Source organism: Streptomyces albospinus, assembly GCF_014648695.1.
GTDB lineage: Bacteria > Actinomycetota > Actinomycetes > Streptomycetales > Streptomycetaceae > Streptomyces > Streptomyces albospinus.
Window position 1 is genome coordinate 746461 of the sequence record NZ_BMRP01000001.1, and the last position, 22757, is coordinate 769217.

Annotated in this window: 17 protein-coding genes; 13 read left to right on the plus strand and 4 right to left on the minus strand. The window is 72.6% G+C overall.

Annotation, left to right across the window (positions count from 1 at the left end):
- The first annotated feature begins 173 nt into the window (after window positions 1-173).
- From IEZ17_RS03255 to IEZ17_RS03265, 3 genes are all read left to right on the plus strand, one after another.
- Entirely contained in the window at window positions 174-1628 is a 1455-nt protein-coding gene (locus tag IEZ17_RS03255; RefSeq protein ID WP_189296077.1) for a gamma-aminobutyraldehyde dehydrogenase, read from the plus strand.
- 132 nt (window positions 1629-1760) lie between these two features.
- The gene (locus IEZ17_RS03260) at window positions 1761-2942 is read left to right on the plus strand and encodes an ABC transporter substrate-binding protein (RefSeq protein ID WP_189296079.1); all 1182 of its coding nucleotides are present in this window, start codon (window positions 1761-1763) and stop codon (window positions 2940-2942) included.
- Window positions 2943-3007: 65 nt separating this feature from the next.
- Window positions 3008-3595 (plus strand): HXXEE domain-containing protein, encoded by a 588-nt coding sequence (locus IEZ17_RS03265; RefSeq protein WP_189296081.1) that lies wholly within the window; start codon window positions 3008-3010, stop codon window positions 3593-3595.
- An 89-nt stretch (window positions 3596-3684) separates the two neighbouring features.
- Here IEZ17_RS03265 and IEZ17_RS03270 read toward each other — a convergent pair whose 3' ends face one another.
- Together IEZ17_RS03270 and ybiA are read right to left on the minus strand one after the other, a co-directional pair.
- The gene (locus IEZ17_RS03270; protein ID WP_189296082.1) at window positions 3685-4707 is read right to left on the minus strand and encodes an adenosine deaminase; all 1023 of its coding nucleotides are present in this window, start codon (window positions 4705-4707) and stop codon (window positions 3685-3687) included.
- Window positions 4708-4750: 43 nt separating this feature from the next.
- Complete coding sequence (gene ybiA / locus IEZ17_RS03275) at window positions 4751-5368, minus strand: riboflavin biosynthesis intermediates N-glycosidase (RefSeq protein WP_189296083.1); 618 nt, start codon at window positions 5366-5368, stop codon at window positions 4751-4753.
- A 202-nt stretch (window positions 5369-5570) separates the two neighbouring features.
- On the opposite strand from ybiA, the gene IEZ17_RS03280 reads away from it, so the two are divergent.
- The 7 genes from IEZ17_RS03280 to IEZ17_RS03310 all read left to right on the plus strand — a co-directional run bounded on the left by IEZ17_RS03280 (window position 5571) and on the right by IEZ17_RS03310 (window position 13819).
- Entirely contained in the window at window positions 5571-7100 is a 1530-nt protein-coding gene (locus IEZ17_RS03280; protein ID WP_189296084.1) for a gamma-aminobutyraldehyde dehydrogenase, read from the plus strand.
- A gap of 113 nt (window positions 7101-7213) precedes the next feature.
- On the plus strand, window positions 7214-8479 hold the full coding sequence (locus IEZ17_RS03285) for a polyamine ABC transporter substrate-binding protein (protein WP_189296085.1): 1266 nt from the start codon (window positions 7214-7216) through the stop codon (window positions 8477-8479).
- 57 nt (window positions 8480-8536) lie between these two features.
- The gene (locus IEZ17_RS03290; RefSeq protein WP_189296086.1) at window positions 8537-9700 is read left to right on the plus strand and encodes an ABC transporter ATP-binding protein; all 1164 of its coding nucleotides are present in this window, start codon (window positions 8537-8539) and stop codon (window positions 9698-9700) included.
- A complete protein-coding gene (locus IEZ17_RS03295) occupies window positions 9697-10635 on the plus strand; it encodes an ABC transporter permease (protein WP_189296088.1) in 939 nt (312 codons plus the stop codon). The genes IEZ17_RS03290 and IEZ17_RS03295 overlap by 4 nt, the downstream gene beginning before the upstream one ends.
- Window positions 10635-11477 (plus strand): ABC transporter permease, encoded by an 843-nt coding sequence (locus tag IEZ17_RS03300; protein WP_189296090.1) that lies wholly within the window; start codon window positions 10635-10637, stop codon window positions 11475-11477. Before IEZ17_RS03295 ends, IEZ17_RS03300 begins: the two co-directional genes overlap by 1 nt.
- Window positions 11478-11482: 5 nt before the next feature.
- Complete coding sequence (locus IEZ17_RS03305) at window positions 11483-12913, plus strand: NAD(P)/FAD-dependent oxidoreductase (protein WP_189296092.1); 1431 nt, start codon at window positions 11483-11485, stop codon at window positions 12911-12913.
- Window positions 12914-13117: 204 nt separating this feature from the next.
- Window positions 13118-13819: a DUF4232 domain-containing protein gene (locus IEZ17_RS03310; RefSeq protein ID WP_189296094.1), complete on the plus strand. Its 702-nt coding sequence runs from the start codon at window positions 13118-13120 to the stop codon at window positions 13817-13819.
- 55 nt (window positions 13820-13874) lie between these two features.
- Here the strand turns inward: IEZ17_RS03310 and IEZ17_RS03315 are convergent, their stop codons facing one another.
- Both IEZ17_RS03315 and gabT read right to left on the minus strand, forming a co-directional pair.
- On the minus strand, window positions 13875-14600 hold the full coding sequence (locus tag IEZ17_RS03315; protein WP_229851720.1) for a phosphatase PAP2 family protein: 726 nt from the start codon (window positions 14598-14600) through the stop codon (window positions 13875-13877).
- Window positions 14601-15057: 457 nt separating this feature from the next.
- Window positions 15058-16407: a 4-aminobutyrate--2-oxoglutarate transaminase gene (gene gabT, locus IEZ17_RS03320; RefSeq protein WP_189296098.1), complete on the minus strand. Its 1350-nt coding sequence runs from the start codon at window positions 16405-16407 to the stop codon at window positions 15058-15060.
- Between the two features lie 207 nt (window positions 16408-16614).
- Between gabT and IEZ17_RS03325 the strand changes: the two genes are divergently transcribed.
- The 3 genes from IEZ17_RS03325 to IEZ17_RS03335 all read left to right on the plus strand — a co-directional run bounded on the left by IEZ17_RS03325 (window position 16615) and on the right by IEZ17_RS03335 (window position 22324).
- Complete coding sequence (locus IEZ17_RS03325) at window positions 16615-18759, plus strand: ATP-binding protein (protein WP_189296100.1); 2145 nt, start codon at window positions 16615-16617, stop codon at window positions 18757-18759.
- A 199-nt stretch (window positions 18760-18958) separates the two neighbouring features.
- Window positions 18959-20665, plus strand: a complete 1707-nt coding sequence (locus IEZ17_RS03330) for a PucR family transcriptional regulator (RefSeq protein WP_189296102.1) — start codon at window positions 18959-18961, stop codon at window positions 20663-20665.
- Between the two features lie 201 nt (window positions 20666-20866).
- Window positions 20867-22324 carry an aldehyde dehydrogenase family protein gene (locus IEZ17_RS03335; RefSeq protein ID WP_189296104.1) on the plus strand — a complete coding sequence of 486 codons (1458 nt, stop codon included), beginning with the start codon at window positions 20867-20869 and terminating at the stop codon, window positions 22322-22324.
- The last annotated feature ends 433 nt before the right edge of the window (window positions 22325-22757 follow it).

The following is a 22757-nucleotide window of genomic DNA, read 5'->3' on the forward strand; positions in this document are numbered from 1 at the left end:
TCACTGTGCACGAGGTTCGACTGTATGGCAACCCCAAATCGATGAAATCAGTTGTGTAGCGATCGAGATTTCACTGATTCCGTTGTTCGATCGGCCTGGGTGTGTTGAAAACGTCGCCGTCGCGGCTAGGGTGGGTATCCAACCACCGGATATCTGACTGAAGGGGGCGCACAGTGACCACCGCACTGCGTCGTCTGCGCAACTACATCGACGGGGAGTTCCGGGACGCCGCCGACGGCCGGACCACGGAGGTGGTCAACCCCGCGACGGGCGAGCCCTACGCCACTGCCCCTCTGTCGGGCTCCGCGGACGTGGACGCGGCCATGGCGGCTGCCGAGGCGGCATTCCCCGCCTGGCGCGACCTGATCCCCGCCGAGCGCCAGAAGGTCCTCCTCAAGATCGCCGACCGCTTCGAGGAGCGCGCCGAGGAGCTGATCGCCGCCGAGTCCGAGAACTGCGGCAAGCCGATCGCCCTCGTACGCTCCGAGGAGATCCCGCCGATGGTGGACCAGATCCGCTTCTTCGCGGGTGCCGCCCGGATGCTCGAAGGCCGCTCGGCCGGCGAGTACATGGACGGCTTCACCTCCATCATCCGGCGGGAGCCGGTCGGTGTCTGCGCCCAGGTCGCGCCGTGGAACTACCCGATGATGATGGCCGTGTGGAAGTTCGCCCCGGCACTCGCCGCGGGCAACACCGTGGTCATCAAGCCCTCCGACACCACCCCCGCCTCGACGGTGCTGATCGCCGACATCATCGGCGGTGTGCTGGACGAACTGGGCCACTCCCGCGGCGTGTTCAACGTGATCTGCGGCGACCGGGAGACCGGCCGCCTGATGGTCGAGCACAAGGTGCCGGCGATGGCCTCGATCACCGGCTCGGTGCGCGCCGGTATGCAGGTCGCCGAGTCAGCCTCCAAGGACCTCAAGCGGGTCCACCTGGAGCTGGGCGGCAAGGCGCCGGTCGTGGTCTTCGAGGACACCGACATCGCCAAGGCCGTCGAGGACATCGCCATCGCCGGCTACTTCAACGCCGGCCAGGACTGTACGGCCGCCACCCGCGTGCTCGTCCAGGAGTCCATCCACGACGAGTTCGTCGCCGCGCTGGCCAAGGCCGCCTCGGAGACCAGGACCGGTGCGGTCGACGACGAGGACGTGCTGTACGGCCCGCTGAACAACGCCAACCAGCTCGCGCAGGTCAAGGGCTTCATCGAGCGGCTGCCCGCGCACGCCAAGATCGAGGCGGGCGGCGAACAGGTCGGCGAGAAGGGCTACTTCTTCGCGCCCACCGTCGTCTCGGGCCTCAAGCAGGACGACGAGATCGTCCAGAACGAGGTCTTCGGGCCGGTCATCACCGTCCAGTCCTTCCGCGACGAGGCGCAGGCGCTGGAGTGGGCCAACGGCGTCGAGTACGCGCTGGCGTCCTCGGTGTGGACCAAGGACCACGCCCGGGCGATGCGGATGTCCAAGGGCCTCGACTTCGGCTGCGTGTGGATCAACACCCACATCCCGCTGGTCGCCGAGATGCCGCACGGCGGGTTCAAGAAGTCCGGCTACGGCAAGGACCTCTCGTCCTACGGCTTCGACGACTACACCCGGATCAAGCACGTGATGACCTCGCTGGGCGGCTGAGCCGCCGGCGGACCCGGGGGATCCCCGCCGTCGGGCGGCACGGGACGCTCGACACACCGTCGCGGGCGGAGGCCCGGCAACTGACGCTCTGTCTCTTGCCGCCTCCGCCCGTGGCACGTGAGAGTGCTCGCCATGGCTGATCTTTCGCGGCGTTCGCTGCTTCGGGGCATGGGCGGAATCGGTGTGACCGGGGCGCTGGCCGCCATGACGGGGTGCGGGGTGCCGCCGGCGTATGTCGACGCGGCCGACCGCGAGAGCCCGGACCGCTCCGCGCAGGACCGCAGGCTGGTCTTCGCCAACTGGCCGCTCTACATCGACGTCGACGACCACGACAAGCAGCGCCGGCCCACCCTGGACGCGTTCCAGAAGAGCACCGGGACCTCGGTGACGTACACCGAGGAGATCAACGACAACGACGAGTTCTTCGGGAAGATCAGCCCCGCGTTGATGAACCACCAGGCCACCGGCCGCGATCTCATCGTCGTCAGCGACTGGATGTGCGCCCGGTTCGTCCGGCTGGGATGGGTCGAGACGATGGACCGGAAGGCCCAGCCGAACGTCGCGAAGTACCTCGATCCGCTGCTGCGCACGCCGCACTTCGACCCCGGCCGGATGCACTCGGTGCCCTGGCAGTCCGGGATCACCGGCATCGCCTACAACCGCAGGAAGCTCGGCCGGGAGATCAAGCACACCTCCGACCTGTGGAAGGACGACCTCCGCGGCCGGGTCACCCTGCTGTCCGGGCTCGACGAGGCGTTCGCGATGCTGCTCCAGGGCAACGGCGTCGACATCACCCGCTGGACCGCCGACGACTTCCACCGGATGATCGACCAGGTCCGCGGCCTGGTCCGCAGGGGCCAGGTCCGCCGCTTCACCGGCAACGACTACATCAAGGACCTGGACTCCGGTGATGTGCTGGCCGCGCAGGCGTACTCCGGCGATGTGATCCAGTTGCAGGCGGACAACCCGGACATCGAGTTCGTGGTGCCGGAGGAGGGGGCCGAGCTGTGGGCGGAGAGCATGATGATCCCCAACCTCGCGGCCCACAAGCGGAACGCGGAGCGGCTGATCGACTACTACTACCGGCCCGAGGTCGCGGCGGAGCTGGCCGCCTGGGTCAACTACGTGTGCCCGGTGCCGGCCGCGCGGGAGGTGCTGGCCTCGTCGAAGGACAAGGACCGGGCCAAGCTCGCCGAGGACCCGCTGATCTTCCCGGGCGCGCAGTTGCGCAGGCGGCTGGCCATCGCACGGGACATCACGGCCGGGGAGCGGACCGAGTTCGCGAAGGAGTGGAACGCGATCGTGGGGCTGTAGGAGCCCGTCGCCGGGGGGCGGGCCGGTGGCCGCGGGGGCCAACCGGCGTGCCAGACTTGGCGGTTATGCCGATCTCTGTGGTCAAGCCGAAGGTCCCCGAACCGTCCGCGCCGCCCGTCGACGGGATACCGGTCGACGGGATTGCGCCCGCCGTCACGCTGGGGCTGTTCGCCGCATGGGCGCTGCACGACGCGGAGGAGGTGGCGTTCGGGCCGCGCTGGGTCCGGGAGAACGTACCGGCCCTGCGGAAGCGCTTCCCCCGGGTGCCGGAGCGGGTCTGGCAGGCCATGGAGGGCGTCACCGAGCGGGAGTTCGCGGCGGCGGTCGGTGTGATGGCGGTCATCGTGGCCGCCGCGGCCGTCCGCGGACACCGCACGGGCGGCCGGTCCGCGTTCTTCCAGAGCACGCTGGACGGCTTCGGGCTGCACGGCCTGATGCATCTCGCACAGGCGGCGGCCACCCGCGGCTACACCCCGGGCTCCGCCACCTCGCCCGTGCTCGTCATCCCCTTCACGCTCTGGGCGCGCGGCCGGCTGCGGCGTGCCGGCCGGCTGCGCCCGACGACCGTCGCCAGTGCCGTCCGGGGCGTGGCCGCCGCGGGCGCGGCCACGGTCGTCTCGCACGGGGTGGCACGGCGGCTGGTCCGGAACTGACCCGCGCACCGGTCGCCGCCCCAACCGGCGCCGCGCAGAGGGGGGTTGCCCCGCCCGCGCGGCACCGGCGATGACCCACCCGACAAGCCCTAGCCGCGCCAGCTGCGCGCGTAGGCGTCGATCTCGGCCGCCAGCCGGGCCTTGGCCGCGTCGTCCATGAACGAGGCGGTCACGGCGTTCTTGGCGAGGGCGGTCAGGCCCGTGGTGTCCAGCTCCAGGAGGCGGGCGGCGACGGCGTATTCGGTGTTCAGGTCGGTGCCGAACATCGGCGGGTCGTCGCTGTTGACGGTGACCAGGACGCCGGCGTCGACCAGCTCCTTGAGGGGGTGCTCGTCGAGTGTGCGGACGGCGCGGGTGGCGATGTTGGACGTCGGGCAGACCTCCAACGCGATGCGGCGCTCGGCGAGATGGGCCAGCAGCTGCGGGTCCTGGGCGGCGCTGATGCCGTGGCCGATGCGCTCGGCGCGCAGGTCGCGGAGGGCGTCCCAGATCGTGCCGGGGCCGGTGGTCTCGCCGGCGTGCGGGACGGAGCGCAGCCCGGCGGCGATGGCCCGGTCGAAGTACGGCTTGAACTGGGGCCGCGGTACGCCGATTTCGGGTCCGCCGAGGCCGAACGAGACCAGCCCCTCGGGCTGGAGCTCGCAGGCGATGCGGGCGGTCTCCTCGGCGGCCTCCAGGCCGGCCTCGCCGGGGATGTCGAAGCACCAGCGCAGCACCACTCCCAGCTCGGCCTCGGCCGACTTCCTGGCGTCCTCGATGGCCTCGACGAACGCGGCGTCCGGGATGCCGCGGCGGACCGAGCTGAACGGGGTGATGGTCAGCTCGGCGTAGCGGATCTGCTGGCGGGCCATGTCGCGGGCGACCTCGTACGTCAGCAGCCGCACGTCCTCGGCGTCGCGGATCAGGTCCACGACGGAGAGGTAGACCTCGATGAAGTGCGCGAAGTCGCGGAAGGTGAAGTAGTCCGCGAGCGCCTCGGGGTCGCTGGGCACGGCGGAGTCGGGGTGCCGGGCGGCCAGCTCGGCGACGATGCGCGGCGAGGCCGAGCCGACGTGGTGGACATGCAGCTCCGCCTTGGGCAGGCCCGCGATGAAGGCGTCGAGGTCGGACAACGGTTCCTCCTGGATGAGGGGCGGCGCGGACAGTGCGGTCCGGTCATCGTATGGGGGCGGTGGTTTCCCCTTCCGCCAGCCTCTGGCGCGCCTCCATGAGGGCGAAGCCGAGGAGGTTGTGACCGCGCCAGCGGGCCGGGTCGCCGGCGCGCTCGTCGTCGGCGGCGAGGCCGATGCCCCAGACGCGGTCCAGAGGGCTGGCCTCCACCAGGACCCGGGAGCCGGTGCCCAGCAGGAACTCCCGCAGATCGGCGTGGTGGCCGAATTTGTGCAGGCTGCCTTCGAGGACGAGGGCGAAGCGGTGGCGCTGCCAGCGCGCCTCGTCGAAACCGCCCACGCTCCGCCCGGCGTCCTTGGCCTCCTTGGGATGGCGGGCGGCTATCGCGCGCCGCTCCGCCTCCGCGTCGCCGAACAGACGGGCCTTGCCGGCCATCATCCAGTGCTCGGCGGTCGCATAGCGGACCCCGTCGACGGTGAAGGGGGAGGGCCACCACTGGCTGAAACAGCTCGCCCCGATACGGCCGTCGCGCAGCGGGCGATGACCCCAGAAGTGGACATATCTGACGCGCTTGCCGGCGGCGGACAGTGCGCTCAGTTCTTCGACCGAGCGCGGTCCGTCCGCGGTGCGCCCGGCCATGATCCCCGTGGTGTCGTGCAGCATGCCGAGATTCTGTCAGCGGGCACTGACAACGTGTCGGGGTCCCGGACCCCTGAATTCGCAGAATTCGTCGCGTAACCAAAAGGCAACAACGGAATCACTTGTTGGTCGCCTTCAGCTCTGTCAAGATCGGCCATCGAATCCGGAAATAGCTACGCCTGGCTGTGCCGCTGCGCGGCCCCGGCGCCCGGCGGAGGAGAGCACCATGGACCAGCGATTCGATGTGACCGAGCGATTCGCCGAGGGCGCGCAATTCATCGCCGGCCGTCTTTGCGGCGGCACTTCCGGCCGCATGCAGGACGTCGTGGACCCGGCCACCGGAGAGACCGTCCTCCACTACGAACTCGCAGGCACGGGCGATGTGGACGCCGCCGTGGCGGCTGCGCGGGAGGCGTTTCCCGGATGGTCGCGGGCCACGCCGGGCGAGCGTTCCGACACCCTGCACCGCTTCGCCGCGGCGCTCGCCGAGGACGCCGAGGACCTCGCCGCCGCCGAATCGCTGAACTGCGGAAAGCCGATCAGGCTCAGCAAGGAGTTCGACGTCCCGGGGTCGATCGACAACGCCGCGTTCTTCGCCGGTGCCGCACGCCACCTCGAAGGCAAGGCGGCCGGGGAATACAGCGGCGACCACACCTCGGTGATCCGCCGGGAACCCATCGGCGTCGTCGGCTCCGTCGCGCCCTGGAACTACCCGCTCCAGATGGCCGCCTGGAAGGTGCTGCCGGCCGTCGCGGCGGGCAACACGATCGTCCTCAAGCCCGCCGAGATCACCCCGCTGACCTCGCTGCTGTTCGCCCAGGCCGCACAGCGCGCGGGGCTCCCGGACGGGGTGCTCAACATCGTCTCGGGGGCGGGCCGGGACGCCGGCGAGCACCTGGTCGGCCACGCCGGCGTCGCCATGACCTCTTTCACCGGCTCGACCGGGGTCGGCAGGCGCGTCGCCGAGATCGCCACCGGGACGGTCAAGCGGATCCACCTGGAACTGGGCGGCAAGGCCCCGTTCGTGGTCTTCGACGACGCGGACCTGGAGGCCGCGGTCCACGGCGCGGTCGCCGGGGCGCTGATCAACACGGGCCAGGACTGCACCGCCGCCACCCGGGCCTATGTCCAACGCCCGCTCTACGACGCGTTCGTGAGCGGGGTCGCCGATCTGATGGCGACCGTACGGCTGGGCGACCCGTTCGACCCGTCGACCGACCTCGGGCCGCTGATCTCGCACGCCCAACGGGACCGGGTGGCCGGCTTCGTCGAGCGCGCCCGGGGGTACGCCACCGTCGTCACCGGCGGCGGGGCGCCCGACTTCGGCAGCGGCAGTGCGCTGTCCAAGGGGGCGTACTACCGGCCGACGCTGATCGCCGGGGCCGCCCAGGACAGCGAGATCGTGCAGTCCGAGATCTTCGGGCCGGTGCTGGCCGTGCTGCCCTTCGACAGCGACGACGAGGGCATCGCGCTCGCCAACGACACCCCCTACGGACTGGCCGCCTCCGCCTGGAGCCGCGACGTCTACCGCACCGGCCGGGCCACCCGCGAGATCAACGCGGGCTGCGTCTGGGTCAACGACCACATCCCGATCATCAGCGAGATGCCGCACGGCGGCGCCAAGGCGTCCGGCTTCGGCAAGGACATGTCGGCGTACTCCTTCGAGGAGTACACGCAGGTCAAGCACGTCATGTACGACAACACCGCGGTGGCCAGGAAGGACTGGCACCGCACGATCTTCGGGGACCGCGGGTAGCCGCCTCGCCGGCGGGCGCCCCTCCCGGGCGCCCGCACCGCCCGCGGCCGGCGCCGTGCGGCACCGTCCCCACCGGCCGAGCGCCGGGCACAACCCCTGAAAGGGCACCGCGCATGGACCACCACGAGCAGCCCGCACCCCTGGTGCCTCCCGCCCCCCTCTCCGCGGTCGAGCTCACCGCCATGCGCCGCAGTCTCACCGACGGCCGGCTGGCCGTGACCCGCCGCTCGCTGCTGCGCGCGGGCGGCGCCCTGGCGGCCGTGGCGGGCGGCGCCGCCGCCCTGTCGGCCTGTGGAATCGCCCCCGCGGGCCGTACCGACGCGGCGCTCACCGTGGACCACTCGGCGGCGGAGAAGCGGATCCACTTCTCCAGCTGGACGCAGTACATGGACGTCAGCGACGACGGGAAGCACCATCCGACGCTGGACGCGTTCCGGCGGCGGACCGGGATCACCGTCGACTACACCGAGGACATCAACGACAACGACGAGTTCTTCGGCAAGGTCCAGGCGCAGCTCGCCAACGGGCAGGACACCGGCCGCGATCTGATCGTGCTCACCGACTGGATGTGCGCCCGGATGATCTCCCTCGGCTGGATCCAGCCGCTCGACCGGTCGCAACTGCCGCACGCCTCGGCCAACCTGGCGGCCCAGTACCGCAATCCGTCCTGGGACCCGGGCCGCAAGCACTCCTACGTCTGGCAGGGCATCCCCGCGATCATCGCGTACAACAAGAGGGCCACCGGCGGACGCACGGTCGACTCGGTCGGCCAGCTGCTGGAGGACCCGCAGCTCGCCGGCCGGGTCGGCTTCCTCTCCGAGATGCGCGACACCATCGGGCTGACCCTGCTGGACATGGGCAAGCGGCCCGAGGACGCCACCGCCGACGACTTCGACGCGGCCCTCGCCCGGCTCCAGAAAGCCGTCGACCGCAAGCAGATCCGCCGCTTCACCGGCAACGACTACACCAGCGACCTGGAAAAGGGCGACCTCGCCGCGTGCGTGGCCTGGGCCGGCGACGTCGTCCAGCTCCAGAGCGACAACCCCGCCATCGGCTATGCCGTCCCCAAGGCCGGCTACATGACGTCGACCGACAACCTGATGGTGCCCGGCAAGGCGCGCCACAAGGAGAACGCCGAACGGCTCATCGACTACTTCTACGAGCCGGCGGTGGCGGCCCGGCTCGCCGCGTTCATCAACTACGCCTGCCCCGTCGACGGCGTACGCGGCGAACTCGCCAAGATCGACAAGGAGCTGGCGGAGAACCCGCTGATCCTGCCGGACCAGGAGATGATCGCCCGATCCCACTCCTTCCGCGCGCTGACCCCTCAGGAGAACCGGGCGTTCAACCAGAAGTTCTCCGACCTCACCGGCGCCTGAGCCGCGCACCAGGCCCGGCCCGAGCCGTTCTGCCCTCCGACCCACGGGACGACCCACATGACCCACACCGAGACCCCCCGGAGCAGCGGCGGCGACGTCCGCCTCCGCGGGATCAGCAAGACCTACGGTTCCTTCACCGCCGTCCACCCGCTCGACCTCACCGTCCCCGCCGGGTCCTTCTTCGCCCTCCTGGGCGCCTCGGGCTGCGGCAAGACGACCACTCTGCGCATGATCGCCGGGTTGGAGGAGCCCACCACCGGGACCGTCGAACTCTCCGGCCGGGACGTCACCGTCCTGCCGCCCTACAAGCGCCAGGTCAACACCGTCTTCCAGAACTACGCGCTCTTCCCGCACCTGGACATCTACGAGAACGTCGCCTTCGGACTGCGCCGCCGCGGCATCAAGTCCGTCAAGAAGCAGGTCGAGGAGATGCTCGACCTCGTCCAGCTCGGCCCGATGGCGCGCCGCAGGCCGCAGCAGCTCTCCGGCGGCCAGCAGCAGCGGGTGGCGGTCGCGCGGGCGCTGATCAACCACCCCGAGGTGCTGCTGCTGGACGAGCCGCTGGGCGCCCTCGACCTCAAGCTGCGCCGACAGATGCAGCTGGAGCTCAAGCGCATCCAGACCGAGGTCGGCATCACCTTCGTCCATGTCACCCACGACCAGGAGGAGGCCATGACGATGGCCGACACCGTGGCCGTGATGAACGGCGGCCGGGTCGAACAGCTCGGCGCCCCCGCCGAGTTGTACGAGAACCCCGCCACCACCTTCGTCGCCAACTTCCTGGGCACCTCCAACCTCATCCAGGCCGAGGTCGTCGAGGCGGGCGGCGAGGAACTGCTCCTCAGGGCCGGCGACGCCAAGCTCCGGCTGCCCGCCCGGCGGTGCAGCGCCCCGGCCCGCAGCGGCGACAAGGTGCTGGCCGGCGTCCGGCCCGAGAAGGTGTCCCTGGCGCACGCCGACGCCGCCGGGACCCTCGCCGAGGGCCGCAACCGGCTGCCCGGCCGCATCAAGGACGCCAGCTTCATCGGCGTCTCCACCCAGTACGTCGTCGACGTGCCGGGGCTGGGCGAACTCGCCGTCTACGAGCAGAACATCGAGCGCGACGGCCGGCTCGTGCCCGGCGCGGAGATCGTGCTGCACTGGAACCCGGCGCACACCTTCGCGCTGGACGCGGACCAGGATATCGACGCCGGCGCGGACCTCGACGAGGAGGCCGCGTGACGACCACCGAAACCCCCGCGCCACCGGAGCGCCCAGATACCGCCGACTCCCTGGAGATCCGCACGACCCCGGTCCGCAAGCGGCTGATCCCCTACTGGCTGCTGCTGCCCGGCATCCTGTGGCTGATCGTCTTCTTCGCCGCGCCGCTGGTCTACCAGGCGTCGACCTCCCTCCAGACCGGCTCCCTCGAAGAGGGCTTCAAGGTCACCTGGCACGTCGCCACCTACTGGGACGCCCTCGCCGAATACTGGCCGCAGTTCGTCCGCTCGGTGGCGTACGCCGCCGTCGCCACCGTGCTCTGCCTGGCGCTGGGCTACCCGCTGGCGTATCTGATCGCCTTCAAGGCCGGGCGCTGGCGGAACGTGGTGATGATCCTGGTGATCGCCCCGTTCTTCACCAGCTTCCTGATCCGCACGCTGGCCTGGAAGACGATCCTGGCCGACGGCGGACCGGTCGTCGGCGCCCTCAATCACCTCCACGTCCTGGACGTCACCAGCGCCCTCGGCATCACCGAGGGGCACCGGGTGCTGGCCACCCCGCTCGCGGTGGTCTGCGGACTGACGTACAACTTCCTGCCGTTCATGGTCCTGCCGCTCTACACCTCGCTGGAGCGCATCGACCCGCGGCTGCACGAGGCCGCCGGCGACCTCTACGCCCGCCCGGCGACGACGTTCCGCCGGGTCACCTTCCCGCTGTCCATGCCCGGCGTCGTCGCCGGCACCCTGCTGACCTTCATCCCGGCCGCCGGCGACTACATCAACGCCGAACTGCTGGGCTCCACGGACCAGAAGATGATCGGCAACGTCATCCAGTCGCAGTTCCTGCGCGTCCTGGACTACCCGACCGCCGCCGCCCTCTCCTTCATCCTCATGGCGGCCATCCTCGCCATGGTCACGCTCTACATCCGCAAGTCGGGGACGGAGGACCTGGTCTGATGGCCGTCCACGAGACCACCCGAGCCACCGCGGTCCGCCCCCCGAACCGGGCCCTGCGGTGGCTGCGCCGCCACATCGTCACGATCGCGGGCCTGGGCACGCTGGGCTATCTGATCCTGCCCAACCTCGTCGTGATGGTCTTCTCCTTCAACAAGCCCAACGGCCGCTTCAACTACCAGTGGACGCGGTTCTCCACGGACGCCTGGACCGATCCGTGCGGCGTCGCCGACATGTGCGGCTCGCTCGGGCTCAGCCTGGAGATCGCCGTCTGGGCCACCGTCGGGGCGACCGTCCTCGGCACCATGATCGCGTTCGCGCTGGCCCGCTACCGCTTCCGCGCCCGCGGAGGCGTGGGCACCCTGATCTTCCTGCCGATGGCCATGCCCGAGGTCGTCATGGCCGCCTCCCTGGCGACCCTCTTCCTCAACATGGGCATCCAGTTCGGCTTCTGGACGATCCTCATCGCGCACATCACGTTCTGCCTGAGCTTCGTCGTCACCGCCGTCAAGGCCCGGGTGATGAGCATGGACCCGCGGCTGGAGCAGGCCGCCCAGGACCTCTACGCCACACCGGTGCAGACGTTCCTGCGGGTCACGCTGCCGATCGCGGCGCCCGGGATCGCGGCCGGCGCGCTGCTCTCCTTCGCGCTGTCCTTCGACGACTTCATCATCACCAACTTCAATGCGGGCTCCACCGTGACCTTCCCCATGTTCGTCTGGGGATCGGCGCAGCGGGGCACTCCTGTTCAGATCAACGTCATCGGTACGGCGATGTTCCTGGTCGCCGTGCTCTGCGTCTTCGTCGGCCGGACGGCCGGCAAGAAACGCCGCCAGAGGAGCTGAGAACCATGGCACGAGCTGACGTGCCGTATCCGTCCGAAGCGTCCCCCGTCCACGCGCTGGCCGACGCCACCCCCCGGCCGTTCTGGCTGGAGGACCCTGCCCGCCCCCACGCCCTGCCCGCCCTCGTCGGCGACGAGCGCTGCGATCTGCTGGTCGTCGGCGGCGGCTACTCCGGGCTGTGGACCGCGCTGCTCGCCAAGGAGCGCGACCCGCAGCGCGATGTCGTCCTCATCGAGGGCCAGGAAGTCGGCTGGGCCGCCTCCGGGCGCAACGGCGGCTTCTGCGCCGCCTCGCTCACCCACGGCCTGGGCAACGGCCTGTCCCGCTGGCCCGGCGAACTCGCCGAGCTGGAGGAGCTGGGCGCCCGCAACCTCGACGGGATCGAGGACGCCGTCGCCCGCCACGGCATCGACTGCGACTTCGAGCGCACCGGCGAGATCGACGTCGCCACCGCCCCGCACCAGGTCGCCGAACTCCGCGAGATGGCCGAGGAGGCTGCGCAACTCGGCCTGGAGGGACGGGAGTTCCTCGACCGCGAGGCGGTCCGCGCCGAGGTCGACTCGCCCACCTTCCTCGCCGGCCTGTGGGACCGCACGGGCGTCGCGATGCTCCACCCGGCCAAGCTCGCCTGGGGCCTCAAGCGGGCCTGCCTCTCCCTGGGCGTCCGCATCTACGAGCACACGCCGGGCACCCGACTCTCCTCGCGCGGCGCGGGCATCGCCGTCCGCACCCCGTACGGCCGGGTCTTCGCCCGGCATGCGGCACTGGGCACCAACGCCTTCCCGTCGCTGGTCAGGCGGGTGCGCCCGTACATCGCGCCGGTCTACGACCACGCCCTGATGACCGAGCCGCTCAGCGCCGAACAGCTCGCCGCCATCGGCTGGAAGAACCGGCAGGGCCTCAGCGACAGCGCCAACCACTTCCACTACTTCCGCATCACCGCCGACCACCGCATCCTGTGGGGCGGCTACGACATCATCCACCGCTACGGCGGCGGCGTACGGGCCGAGTACGACCACCACCCGGCCACCTACCGCAAGCTCGCCCACCACTTCTTCCGCTGCTTCCCGCAGCTCGAAGGGCTCCGCTTCAGCCACGCCTGGGGCGGCGCCATCGACACCTGCTCCCGCTTCTCGGCCTTCTTCGGCACCGCCCACGGCGGGCGGGTGGCCTACGCGCTGGGCTACACCGGGCTGGGCGTCGGCGCCACCCGCTTCGGCGCGGACGTGATGCTCGACCTGCTCTCGGGGGAGCGCACCGCGCGTACCGAGCTGGAGATGGTGCGGACCAAGCCGCTGCCCTTCCCGCCCGAGCCGGTGCGGTCGCTGGGCATCGGCCTCACCCAGTGGTCCATGACCCGCGCCGACGAGAACGGCGGCCGGCGCAACCTCTGGCTGAAAGCCATGGACAAGGTGGGCCTGGGCTTCGACAGCTGACCCGACCCGCCTTCCCCCTCGTACGCCGCACGGGGCGGGCGGCCGGTGCGCCGCCCGCCCCGACTGCCTGCTTCTCCCGCCGCCTCCTCCCTCGGGTGACGCGGCGGCCGGATGTTAGCGGCGTGTTAGCCGATCATCAGCGGCGGCGACCAGAGTGGTACCTGCGAACGACCACCGGACGCAGCCCACCACGAGGGGGACACCATGTCGCACACCACGCTCCGCCACGGCCGCAGGGCCGCCGCCGCGGGCCTGATCGCGGTTGCCGCGCTCGGCCTGACCGCCTGCAACGGCGCCAAGTCCGACGCCGCCGGCTCCCCGTCCGGCTCGGCCTCGGCCGCCGCCGACCCCGGCGGCTCCGGCGGCTCCGGTGACGGCGGCACCTCGGGCGGTACCGCGGGCGGTTCGACGGGTGCCAAGTCCACCTCGGCTGGGCACCGTTCGCACGCCGGGCAGGGTTCGCACGCCGGCGCTGCGGGCGGCCGGTGCACCACCGGCGGACTCCAGGCCGGCTGGGGCTCCGAGGGCGGCGGCATCCCCGACATGAAGAGCGACTCCCAGCAGACCGCCGCGGTGTGGCTGAAGAACATCGGCAAGGCCAGCTGCACCCTGGACGGCTTCCCGGGCGTCCAGATCAAGGGCACCGACGGCACCACCTGGGACCTGCGACGCTCCGCCAAGAAGCCGGCCCCGGTGACGCTGAAGCCGGGCGCGCACACCCAGTTCACCATCGAGCTGCTGCCCACCACCGGCAAGGACGACAAGAAGGTCGAGCCCGGTCTGGTGACCGTCACCCCGCCGAACGAGAAGAAGCCCTTCGCGCTCAAGTGGCCCTACGGCGGCGCCATCCTCGACCAGTCGGGCGCCACCCACCCCGGCACCTTCGTCAACCCGGTCAACGGCTGACGGAACGGCAGTCGGCGGTACGTCCGCGGGGCTGTGGGTCCGGGTCGGACCGGCCCTAGCGGTCCGACCCGGACCGCCCGCCCCACCGGTCGCACACCGCGCACCACACGGGCAGCAGCACCCCGGCCAGACACCAGCTGCCGAGCACGTCGAGCGGCCAGTGGTACCCCTGCCGCACCAGTCCCAGGCCGACGCCCGCATTGAGCAGCCCGATCCCCGCCGCCGGCACCACCGCGGCGGGGATCGCCGCGATCCGGCCGCGCCCGCGGTCCGCCGGTCGGCCGTCCTCGCGACGTGCGGCCCCGCGGCGGTGCGCCCGCGCCAGCAGCAGCGCCGCCAGACCGTACGCGACGGCCGCGGTCGCCCCGTGCCCCGAGGGATAGAAGCCCTCGTGCGACCCGGCCATCGAGGGCGGCCCCGGCCGGTCGAGCCACACCTTGAACGGGACCACCAGCGCGGGCACCGCGGCCAGGCCGCCCAGCGCGGCGAGCGGCGGCAGCCAGGGCCGCGCCGGTCCGCGGCCCGCAGCCGCCGCACGCCGCAGCCGCCACAGCGCCCACCCCGCCGCCACCAGCAGCACCGGCAGTGCCACGGCCGTATTGCCGAGATCGGCGAGGAACTGGGCGAGCGGCCCGGGGACGGCGCTCGACTCCAGACCGCGGCCGAGCCGTTCGTCGAGGGCGCGCACCGCTCCGTGGGCCGCCACCTGCCAGCTGATCAGCCCGAAGAGCAGCGCGCTGACCAGCGCGACGACCGCATGGCGGCGGCCGGGGCGCGGCACATGAAACGCACGGAAAAGCGACCGTCCCGGAACAGGGGGGGTGGTTCCGGAACGGCCGCGCTGACCGGTGTCCCGCGCGCCCCGGGGGGTCTGGGGCGGGCGGACATCCGATCGGTGAGGATTCCCGGAGCCATCGGCTCCGGTGTTGTGCGCGAGGGCACGGCCAGGTCGAAGCCGGGGAAGCGCCGACCGGGCGTCACCCGCAGTCCCCTGCGGGCGGGGTGTTTCTCTCATCTGCCGAAACCGTACGGCACCGGGAGCGCCCCCGTAAGCCGCATCACCTGGCCGCCATTGCCCCCGCACATCTTCTTCACGCGGTACGTCAGGTTCCGTTTGTCCTGGTAGGGGAGGCGAACGGGGCGCGGCCCGGGACACGGCCTGCGCCGCGCCCCGGGCCGCGCCCGGATGCCGTGCGCTCGCCGGTCCATGGGGCGGCCCGTACGGACCCGGCCGCCGCTCAGAGCGCGCCGAACGCCGCCTCCAGGATGTCCAGGCCCTCGTTGAGCAGATCCTCGCCGATGACCAGCGGCGGCAGGAAGCGCAGCACGTTGCCGAACGTGCCGGTCGTCAGCACCAGCAGGCCCTCCTGGTGGCACGCCTTGGCGAGCGCGCCGGTGACCTCCGGGTTGGGGTCCTTGGAACCGGACCTGACCAGCTCGATCGCGATCATCGCGCCGCGACCGCGGACCTCGCCGATGATGTCGTACTTCTCCTGCATCGCGGTGAGGCGGGCCTTCATGACCTCCTCGATGTGCCTGGCCTTGGCGTTCAGGTCCAGCTCGCGCATGGTCTCGATGGAGCCGAGCGCGGCGGCGCAGGCCACCGGGTTGCCGCCGTAGGTGCCGCCCAGGCCGCCCGCGTGCGCGGCGTCCATGATCTCCGCGCGGCCGGTGACGGCCGCCAGCGGCAGACCGCCCGCGATGCCCTTGGCGGTCGTGATGAGGTCCGGCACGATGCCCTCGTCCTCGCACGCGAACCACTGGCCCGTACGGCAGAAGCCGGACTGGATCTCGTCCGCGACGAAGACGATCCCGTTCTCCTTCGCGAAGTTCGCGAGGGCCGGGAGGAAGCCCTTGGCCGGCTCGATGAAACCGCCCTCGCCGAGCACCGGCTCGATGATGATCGCCGCGACGTTCTCCGCGCCGATCTGCTTGGTGATCTGCGTGATGGCCTGCTCGGCGGCCTCCTGCGCGCAGTTCTCCGGGCCGGTCAGCCAGCGGTAGGGGTAGGCCAGCGGAACGCGGTAGACCTCGGGGGCGAACGGGCCGAAGCCGTGCTTGTACGGCATGTTCTTCGCGGTCAGCGCCATCGTCAGGTTCGTCCGGCCGTGGTAGCCGTGGTCGAAGACGACGACCGCCTGGCGCTTGGTGTACGCACGGGCGATCTTGACGGCGTTCTCGACGGCCTCCGCACCGGAGTTGAACAGCGCCGACTTCTTCTCGTGGTCGCCCGGCGTCAGCTCGGCCAGCGCCTCGCAGACCTCGACGTACGGCTCGTACGGCGTGACCATCGCACAGGTGTGGGTGAAGTCGGCGAGCTGCGCGGTGGCCCGGCGGACCACGGCCTCCGCGCTGTTGCCCACCGAGGTCACCGCGATGCCGGAGCCGAAGTCGATCAGGGAGTTGCCGTCCACGTCCTCCAGGACGCCGCCGCCCGCGCGCTTGACGAACACGGGCAGCACGGCGCCGACGCCGGCCGCCACGGTGGCCTGCTTACGGGCCCACAGCTCCTGGGACTTGGGGCCGGGGATCGCGGTGACGACGCGACGCTCCTGGGGGAGGGCGGGCCCTCCGGACAGTTCGGTCATGGCAGTCTCCTGGGGGTGGAACACGGACGTACAGAGGTCTTGTTCTCGCAGGTTAGGGGCGGTCGGCCGGGTCGGGCATGTTCCGTTCGGGAGAAGTGCGCGTGTTGCGTTGTCCGCACCGGACATAGCCACGGTGCGCGGCCAGTAGATTGAGCGGCAGCAGACCAGGGTCAGAGGGTCACGGTTCGAGGGGGACAAGGGCACCGGATGAACACCGACGGCACCCAGGACGCGCGCAACACCCGCTCGGACCGGATCCCGCGGCCGGCGGCACCGCCCACCCCGCCGCCGCCCGCCGCGCCGCCCCGGCCGGCCGCCCCCGCCGCCCCGCCCGCCGGCCGGCAGGGCGGCGCCGAGCCGCCGCTCGTCGGGTGGCTGCGCACCCCGCGCCCGGCCGCCGCGCCCGGCATCTGGACGTACGGCCACCGCCCGCGCGCCAAGGAGGAGCCCGAGCGGGTCCCCCTGCGGCAGCTGATCAGCGGGGCGGTGATCTCGTTCCTGTGCGGCTGGCTGCTGTGGTCGCTGCTGTGGAACGGGTACCTGGGCAGCTACTGGCTCTGGCCGCTGGTGCTCCTGACGCCCGACTCCTGGCGGGACGGGACCGAGCCGATGGCCTACGTCTGGGCCAGCTACATCTACTACGGGCTGTTCCTGGCCCTCATGGCCGTCGTCTTCGGCCGCGTCGGCCGCTGGCCCGAACTGGCCCGCCGCTTCCTCGGCCCGACCCTGCGCCGTCTGCGCGACCGCGCCCCGGCCGCCGTGCCGCAGCCCGCCGCCGACCGCGCCCAGTGGCCCGAACTGCGCGTCCACGGCGCCCCCGACGCCGCGGACAAGCTGGCCGAGGAGGCCCGCGCCGGACGGATGAACGATGTGGACGTGGCCCGGATCGAGCGCGCCTGGCGCTCGGTGCGCTCCGGGAAGCACTCCCTCGCCTCCTTCACCGACACCGTTCTGCGGCACGGCGCCGCGGCCTGTGCGCACCCCTCAGGGCAGCGCGACCTGGTGCGCCGCACCGCCCACCACGATCTGCTCGCCCACCAGGTCCGCATCGGCACCGCCGCCGACCATCCGCGCAACCCGTACCAGCACCGGGGCACCGGCTCGGCCCTGGAGCCGCGGGTGCTGGGCACCTCCCTGCTGGCCGTCGGGCCCGCGGGGAGCGGCAAGACGACCCGGGTCGTCCGGCCGGTCGTGGAGGCCATGTGCCTCCAGGCGCTCGCCGGGCAGTGCGCCGTGGTCGCCGTCGGCCCGGCGGGGGCCGACCTCGGCCCCGCCGACGCGTACGACGTGGTCGTCGGGATCGGCCGCCCGGACCCGGACTGCGACCTCGACCTCTACGGCGGCACCACCGACCCCGACGAGGCGGCCGGCATCCTCGCCGAGGCGCTGGTCGGCGATCTCGCCGAGCAGCTGCCCGGCGGCGACAGCCGGCGTGCGGCGACCGCGCTGGCCCAGCTGCTGGGTCCCTTCCGCGCCGCCCGCGACCGCTTCCCGACCGTGCCCGAGCTGCGTGAACTGCTGGACGGCGCACCGCAGGCGGTGACCGCGCTGCGCACCGCCCTGGAGGAGGCCGGCGACCACACCCTGCTGCGCGAACTGGACGCCCGCGCCCGCCAGTCGGAACGCCCCGGCGATGTCGGCCTGCTCCTCGCCGACCGCATCGCCCTCCTCGACCGCCCGGCGTTCGCCGCCTTCTTCGACCCCACGGGCGGCACCCGCCAGGTCTCGCTGCGCTCCCTCGACCACCCGCTCCGGGTCCGTATCGAACTCCCCGAACGCGGCCACGCGGAGGCGTCCCGGATCCTCGCGCGGCTGGTCCTCGCCCAGTTCACCGAGTGCGCGGTGGCCCGCACCGACCGCTCGCTGTTCGCCTGCCTGGTCCTGGACGAGGCCGCGCACACCGTCACCGCCGAGGCGCTGCGCGGCCTCCAGCGGCTGCGCTCGGCCAATGCCGGTGCGGTGCTGACCCTGCGCTCCCTGGACGACGTCCCCGAGGGGCTGCGCAGCGCGCTGCTCGGCGCGGTCGGCTGCCGGATGGCGTTCGCCGGTGTGACGCCCTGGGACGGGGCGCCGTTCGCCGAGGTGTGGGGCAAGGAATGGGTGGAGACCCGCGATGTGACGGACCGTCAAATCATCGCGCACGGCGCGGGGATGAAGGCGTTCCACATCTTCCGCCACCTGGTCACCGGCAAGGCGGCCACCTCCAAGGCCGTCACCGTCCGCACCGTCGAGCGCGAACGCTGGTCCGCCTCCGACCTCGCCAACGCCGTCCCCGCCGGGCACGCGGTGCTGTCCGTGACGACGGTCGAGGGCGAGCACGCCCCGCCCGTCCTGGTCGACCTGCGCGCCTGAGAAACCGGGCCGGGGCCGGCCGCGGTGGACGGCCGGGCCGGGTGCGGAGTGCGGCGTCCGGCTGCGGGACCTGTCCCCGAAACCCTCCGTTGAGGCAGAATCGACATCACCCGTTCATACGGGGCGGCGCAAACGATCCTGTGCCGGTCCTTGGGTGCCGATCGCTCTCCCGCCGCCCGCCGCAGCCACCGAAGGTCCTATGCCGCACACCCTCGCCTCCCTGGTCAACCACACCTCGCTCAAGCTGACCGTGCTCGCGGGGGAGGACCGGCTCGATGTTCCGGTGCGCTGGGCGCACGCCAGTGAACTGATCGACCCGGTGCCGTACATGGAGGGCGGCGAGCTGCTGCTGATCACCGCGCTGAAGCTGGACGCGGCGGACCCGGACACCGCGAGCCGGTACGTGCGGCGGGTCTCCGAGGCGGGGGTCGTCGGGCTGGGGTTCGCGGTCGGGGTGAATTACGAGTGCGTGCCGCAGGCGCTGGTCGACGCGGCCCGGCAGCAGCATCTGCCGCTGCTCGCCGTGCCCCGCCGCACGCCGTTCATCGCGATCAGCAAGGCCGTCTCGGCGGCCGTGGCGGCGGACCAGTACCGCGCGGTGACCGCCGGGTTCGCGGCGCAGCGGGAGCTGACCCGGGCGGCGCTCGGCGCCGAGGGGCCGGCCGAGCTGCTGGCCCGGCTGGCGGCGCACCTGGACGGCTGGGCGGCGCTGTACGACGCGTCGGGCGCGGTGGTGGCCGCGGCCCCCGACTGGGCGGCGCGGCGGGCGGCCCGGCTCGCGGAGGACGTGGCGCGGCTGCGGGAGCGGCCGGCGCCGGCCAGCGCCGTGCTCAGCGACACCGACGGCGACGACCGGGTGGAGCTCCAGTCGCTGGGCACCGGGCGGCGGGCGCGCGGCGTCCTCGCGGTCGGCACGGCGGCGCCGCTGGGGACCGCCGAGCGGTACGCCGTGCACTCCGCCGTGGCGCTGCTGACCCTGACCACGGAGCGGTCCCGGGCCCTCCAGGACGCCGAGCAGCGGCTGGGCGCCGCGGTGCTCAAGATGCTGCTGGCCGGCGAGCCGGACCATGCGCGGGCGGTGGCCGGGCGGCTCTACGGCGGGCTGCTGGACGCCCCGTTCCGGGTCCTGGTGGCCGAGCCGGTGCCCGCCGACAACCAGCCGCCCTCCCCCAAGCTCTCGACTCCGTTCGGGCAGGGGGACCCCCATGCGCAGGGCGGACCCCCATCGCCCCGGGGCACCGTGCCCCCGCCCGTCCTGGACGCGCTCGCCGATGCGCTGGACGCCGCCGCGGCCAGGACCGGCGAGGCGCTGCTCGCCGTACCGGACGCCGGCCGGCTGACCGCGCTGGTCGCGGACGGCGGCGCGGCAGCGGACGCCTGCGCCGAGTTCGCCGCCGCGACCGAGGCCCGCCTCGGGCCGCAGCCGCGACCGCGCGGCCGGTCGGCGCGCGACGGGGCGGGCCGGGACGCCGAGGGGCTGGCCGTCGGCGTCTCCGCGCCCACCGGCCCGATGGCCACCGCGACCGCCTACCGCCAGGCCGAGCAGGCGCTCTCCGTCGCCCGCCGCCGCGGCCGGGCCCTGGTGGAGCACGAGGACGTGGCGGCCGGCTCCGTCCTCCCGCTGCTCGCCGACGACGCGGTGCGCGCCTTCGCCGACGGGCTGCTGCGCGCGCTGCGCGAGCACGACGCGACCGGCCGCGGCGACCTGGTGGCGTCGCTGCGCGCCTGGCTCGCCCGGCACGGCCAGTGGGACGCCGCCGCCGCCGACCTCGGCGTGCACCGCCACACCCTGCGCTACCGGATGCGGCGGGTGGAGGAGATCCTGGGCCGCTCCCTGGACGACCCGGACGTCCGCATGGAGCTGTGGCTGGCCCTGAAGGCGACGTCGGCGCCGCCGGGCGAGTAGCCGCAGGAGCAGCCGGGGAGCAGGGGGAACGGCGCCCGCCACCGCGCTGACTCCATCGCGGAGGGACACCGCACCGGATTTCGCCGCTTCGGACAAGCGCCAGGACGGCGCCGCGCCCCTACGGTGGGCTCAGAGTCAACCGCAGAGCCGCTCCACGAGCTGCGCGCACCACCCACCACCACTGAAGGGCCGGGATCCACTGTGCCGAACACTGATGCAGCCCCCACCGCCTTCTGGCTCGCCGGCCGTCAGGCCACCGGCGACGCCACATTCGACGTCACCTCCCCTTGGGACGGACGTCTCGTCGGCACGGTGAGCGTTCCCACCGAGGCCCAGGTCGAGGAGGCCGTCGCCGCCTCCGTCGCCGTCCAGGAGGAACTGGCCGCGACCCCCGCCCACGTGCGGGCCGCCGCCCTGGACCACGTGGTGCGCGGGCTCCAGGAGCGGGCCGAGGAGATCGCCCGGCTGATCTCCGCGGAGAACGGCAAGCCCATGAAGTGGGCCCGCGGCGAGGTCGGCCGCGCGGTGTCCGTCTTCCGGTTCGCGGCCGAGGAGGCCCGCCGCTTCAACGGCGGCGAGGCGCAGCGCCTGGACACCGACGCGGGCGGTGCCGGCCGGCTCGCGCTCACCCGCCGCTTCCCGCGCGGCACGGTCCTGGGCATCGCACCGTTCAACTTCCCGCTGAACCTCTGCGCCCACAAGATCGCCCCGGCCATCGCCGCCGGCGCCCCGATCATCCTCAAGCCGGCCCCGGCCACCCCGCTCTCCGGCCTGGTCATCGGCGAGCTGCTCGCCGGCACCGACCTGCCCGCCGGCTCCTGGTCGATCCTCCCGGTCCCCAACGACCGCATGCCGGCGCTGGTCCAGGACGAGCGCCTGCCGGTCATCTCCTTCACCGGCTCCGACAAGGTCGGCTACGCGATCCTCGACTCGGTGCCGCGCAAGCACTGCACCCTGGAACTGGGCGGCAACGGCGCGGCCGTGGTCCTCCCCGACTGGTCCTCCGAGGCGGACCTGGACTGGGCGGCGCAGCGCATCGCGACCTTCTCGAACTACCAGGGCGGCCAGTCCTGCATCTCGGTGCAGCGGGTCATCGCGGACGCCTCCGTCTACGACCGGCTGGTGCCGAAGGTCGTCGCGGCCGTCGAGGCCCAGGTCACCGGCGACCCGTCGGACGACGCGACCGAGGTCGGCCCGCTGGTGAGCGAGGACGCCGCCAAGCGCGTCGAGTCCTGGGTGGACGACGCCGTGCAGCGCGGCGCCACGTTGCTCGCGGGCGGCAAGCGCGACGGCGCCTCGTATGCGCCGACCGTGCTGGCGGACGTGCCGTCCGACGCGATCCTGGCCTGCGAAGAGGTCTTCGGCCCGGTGCTCACCCTCAAGAAGGTCGACGGCGTCGACGAGGCGTTCGCGGCCGTCAACGACTCCAAGTTCGGCCTCCAGGCAGGCGTGTTCACGCACGACGCCAGGACCGCCTTCCGCGCCCACCGCGCGCTGGAGGTCGGCGGCGTGGTGATCGGCGACGTGCCGTCCTACCGCGCCGACCAGATGCCGTACGGCGGCGTCAAGCAGTCCGGCGTCGGCCGCGAGGGCGTGCGCTTCGCGATGGACGACTACACCTACGAGCGGGTCCTGGTCCTCACCGGACTGGACCTGTAGGACCCGGCCGCTTCCCGGCCCGTCCGACCGGCCTGGTCCGGTGGACAGCGACGGCCATCCCTTGGGCCGTACCGCCCGCCAGGTCCCCGGCCGGCGCACCCCCCGGCGCCGGCCCCGACGCGGCGCGCTCCGCACCCTGTTCCGGAGCGCGCCGCGTCCCCCGTTCTCCCTTCGGGGAGGCGGTGTGCCGCGCCCCCGAAGGGTGCTGTCCGGCCGCCCGCGGCGCCGGCTCCCACCGTGCCGTACGGACGGCGCCGTCCCGGCGCGGCACCGTGGCGCGCCGCGCATGTCGCCGCGCGAATCACCCGTGGCGGGTACCCGCTCCCGGGGCCGGTGCCGCCCTGCGCCTCCACTGGTGCAACCCGTGCGGATCGGGTAACTCTCACAAGTAGCACTGTCCGGCGGCCGACCGGCCCGCCGGCGCAGAACTCCC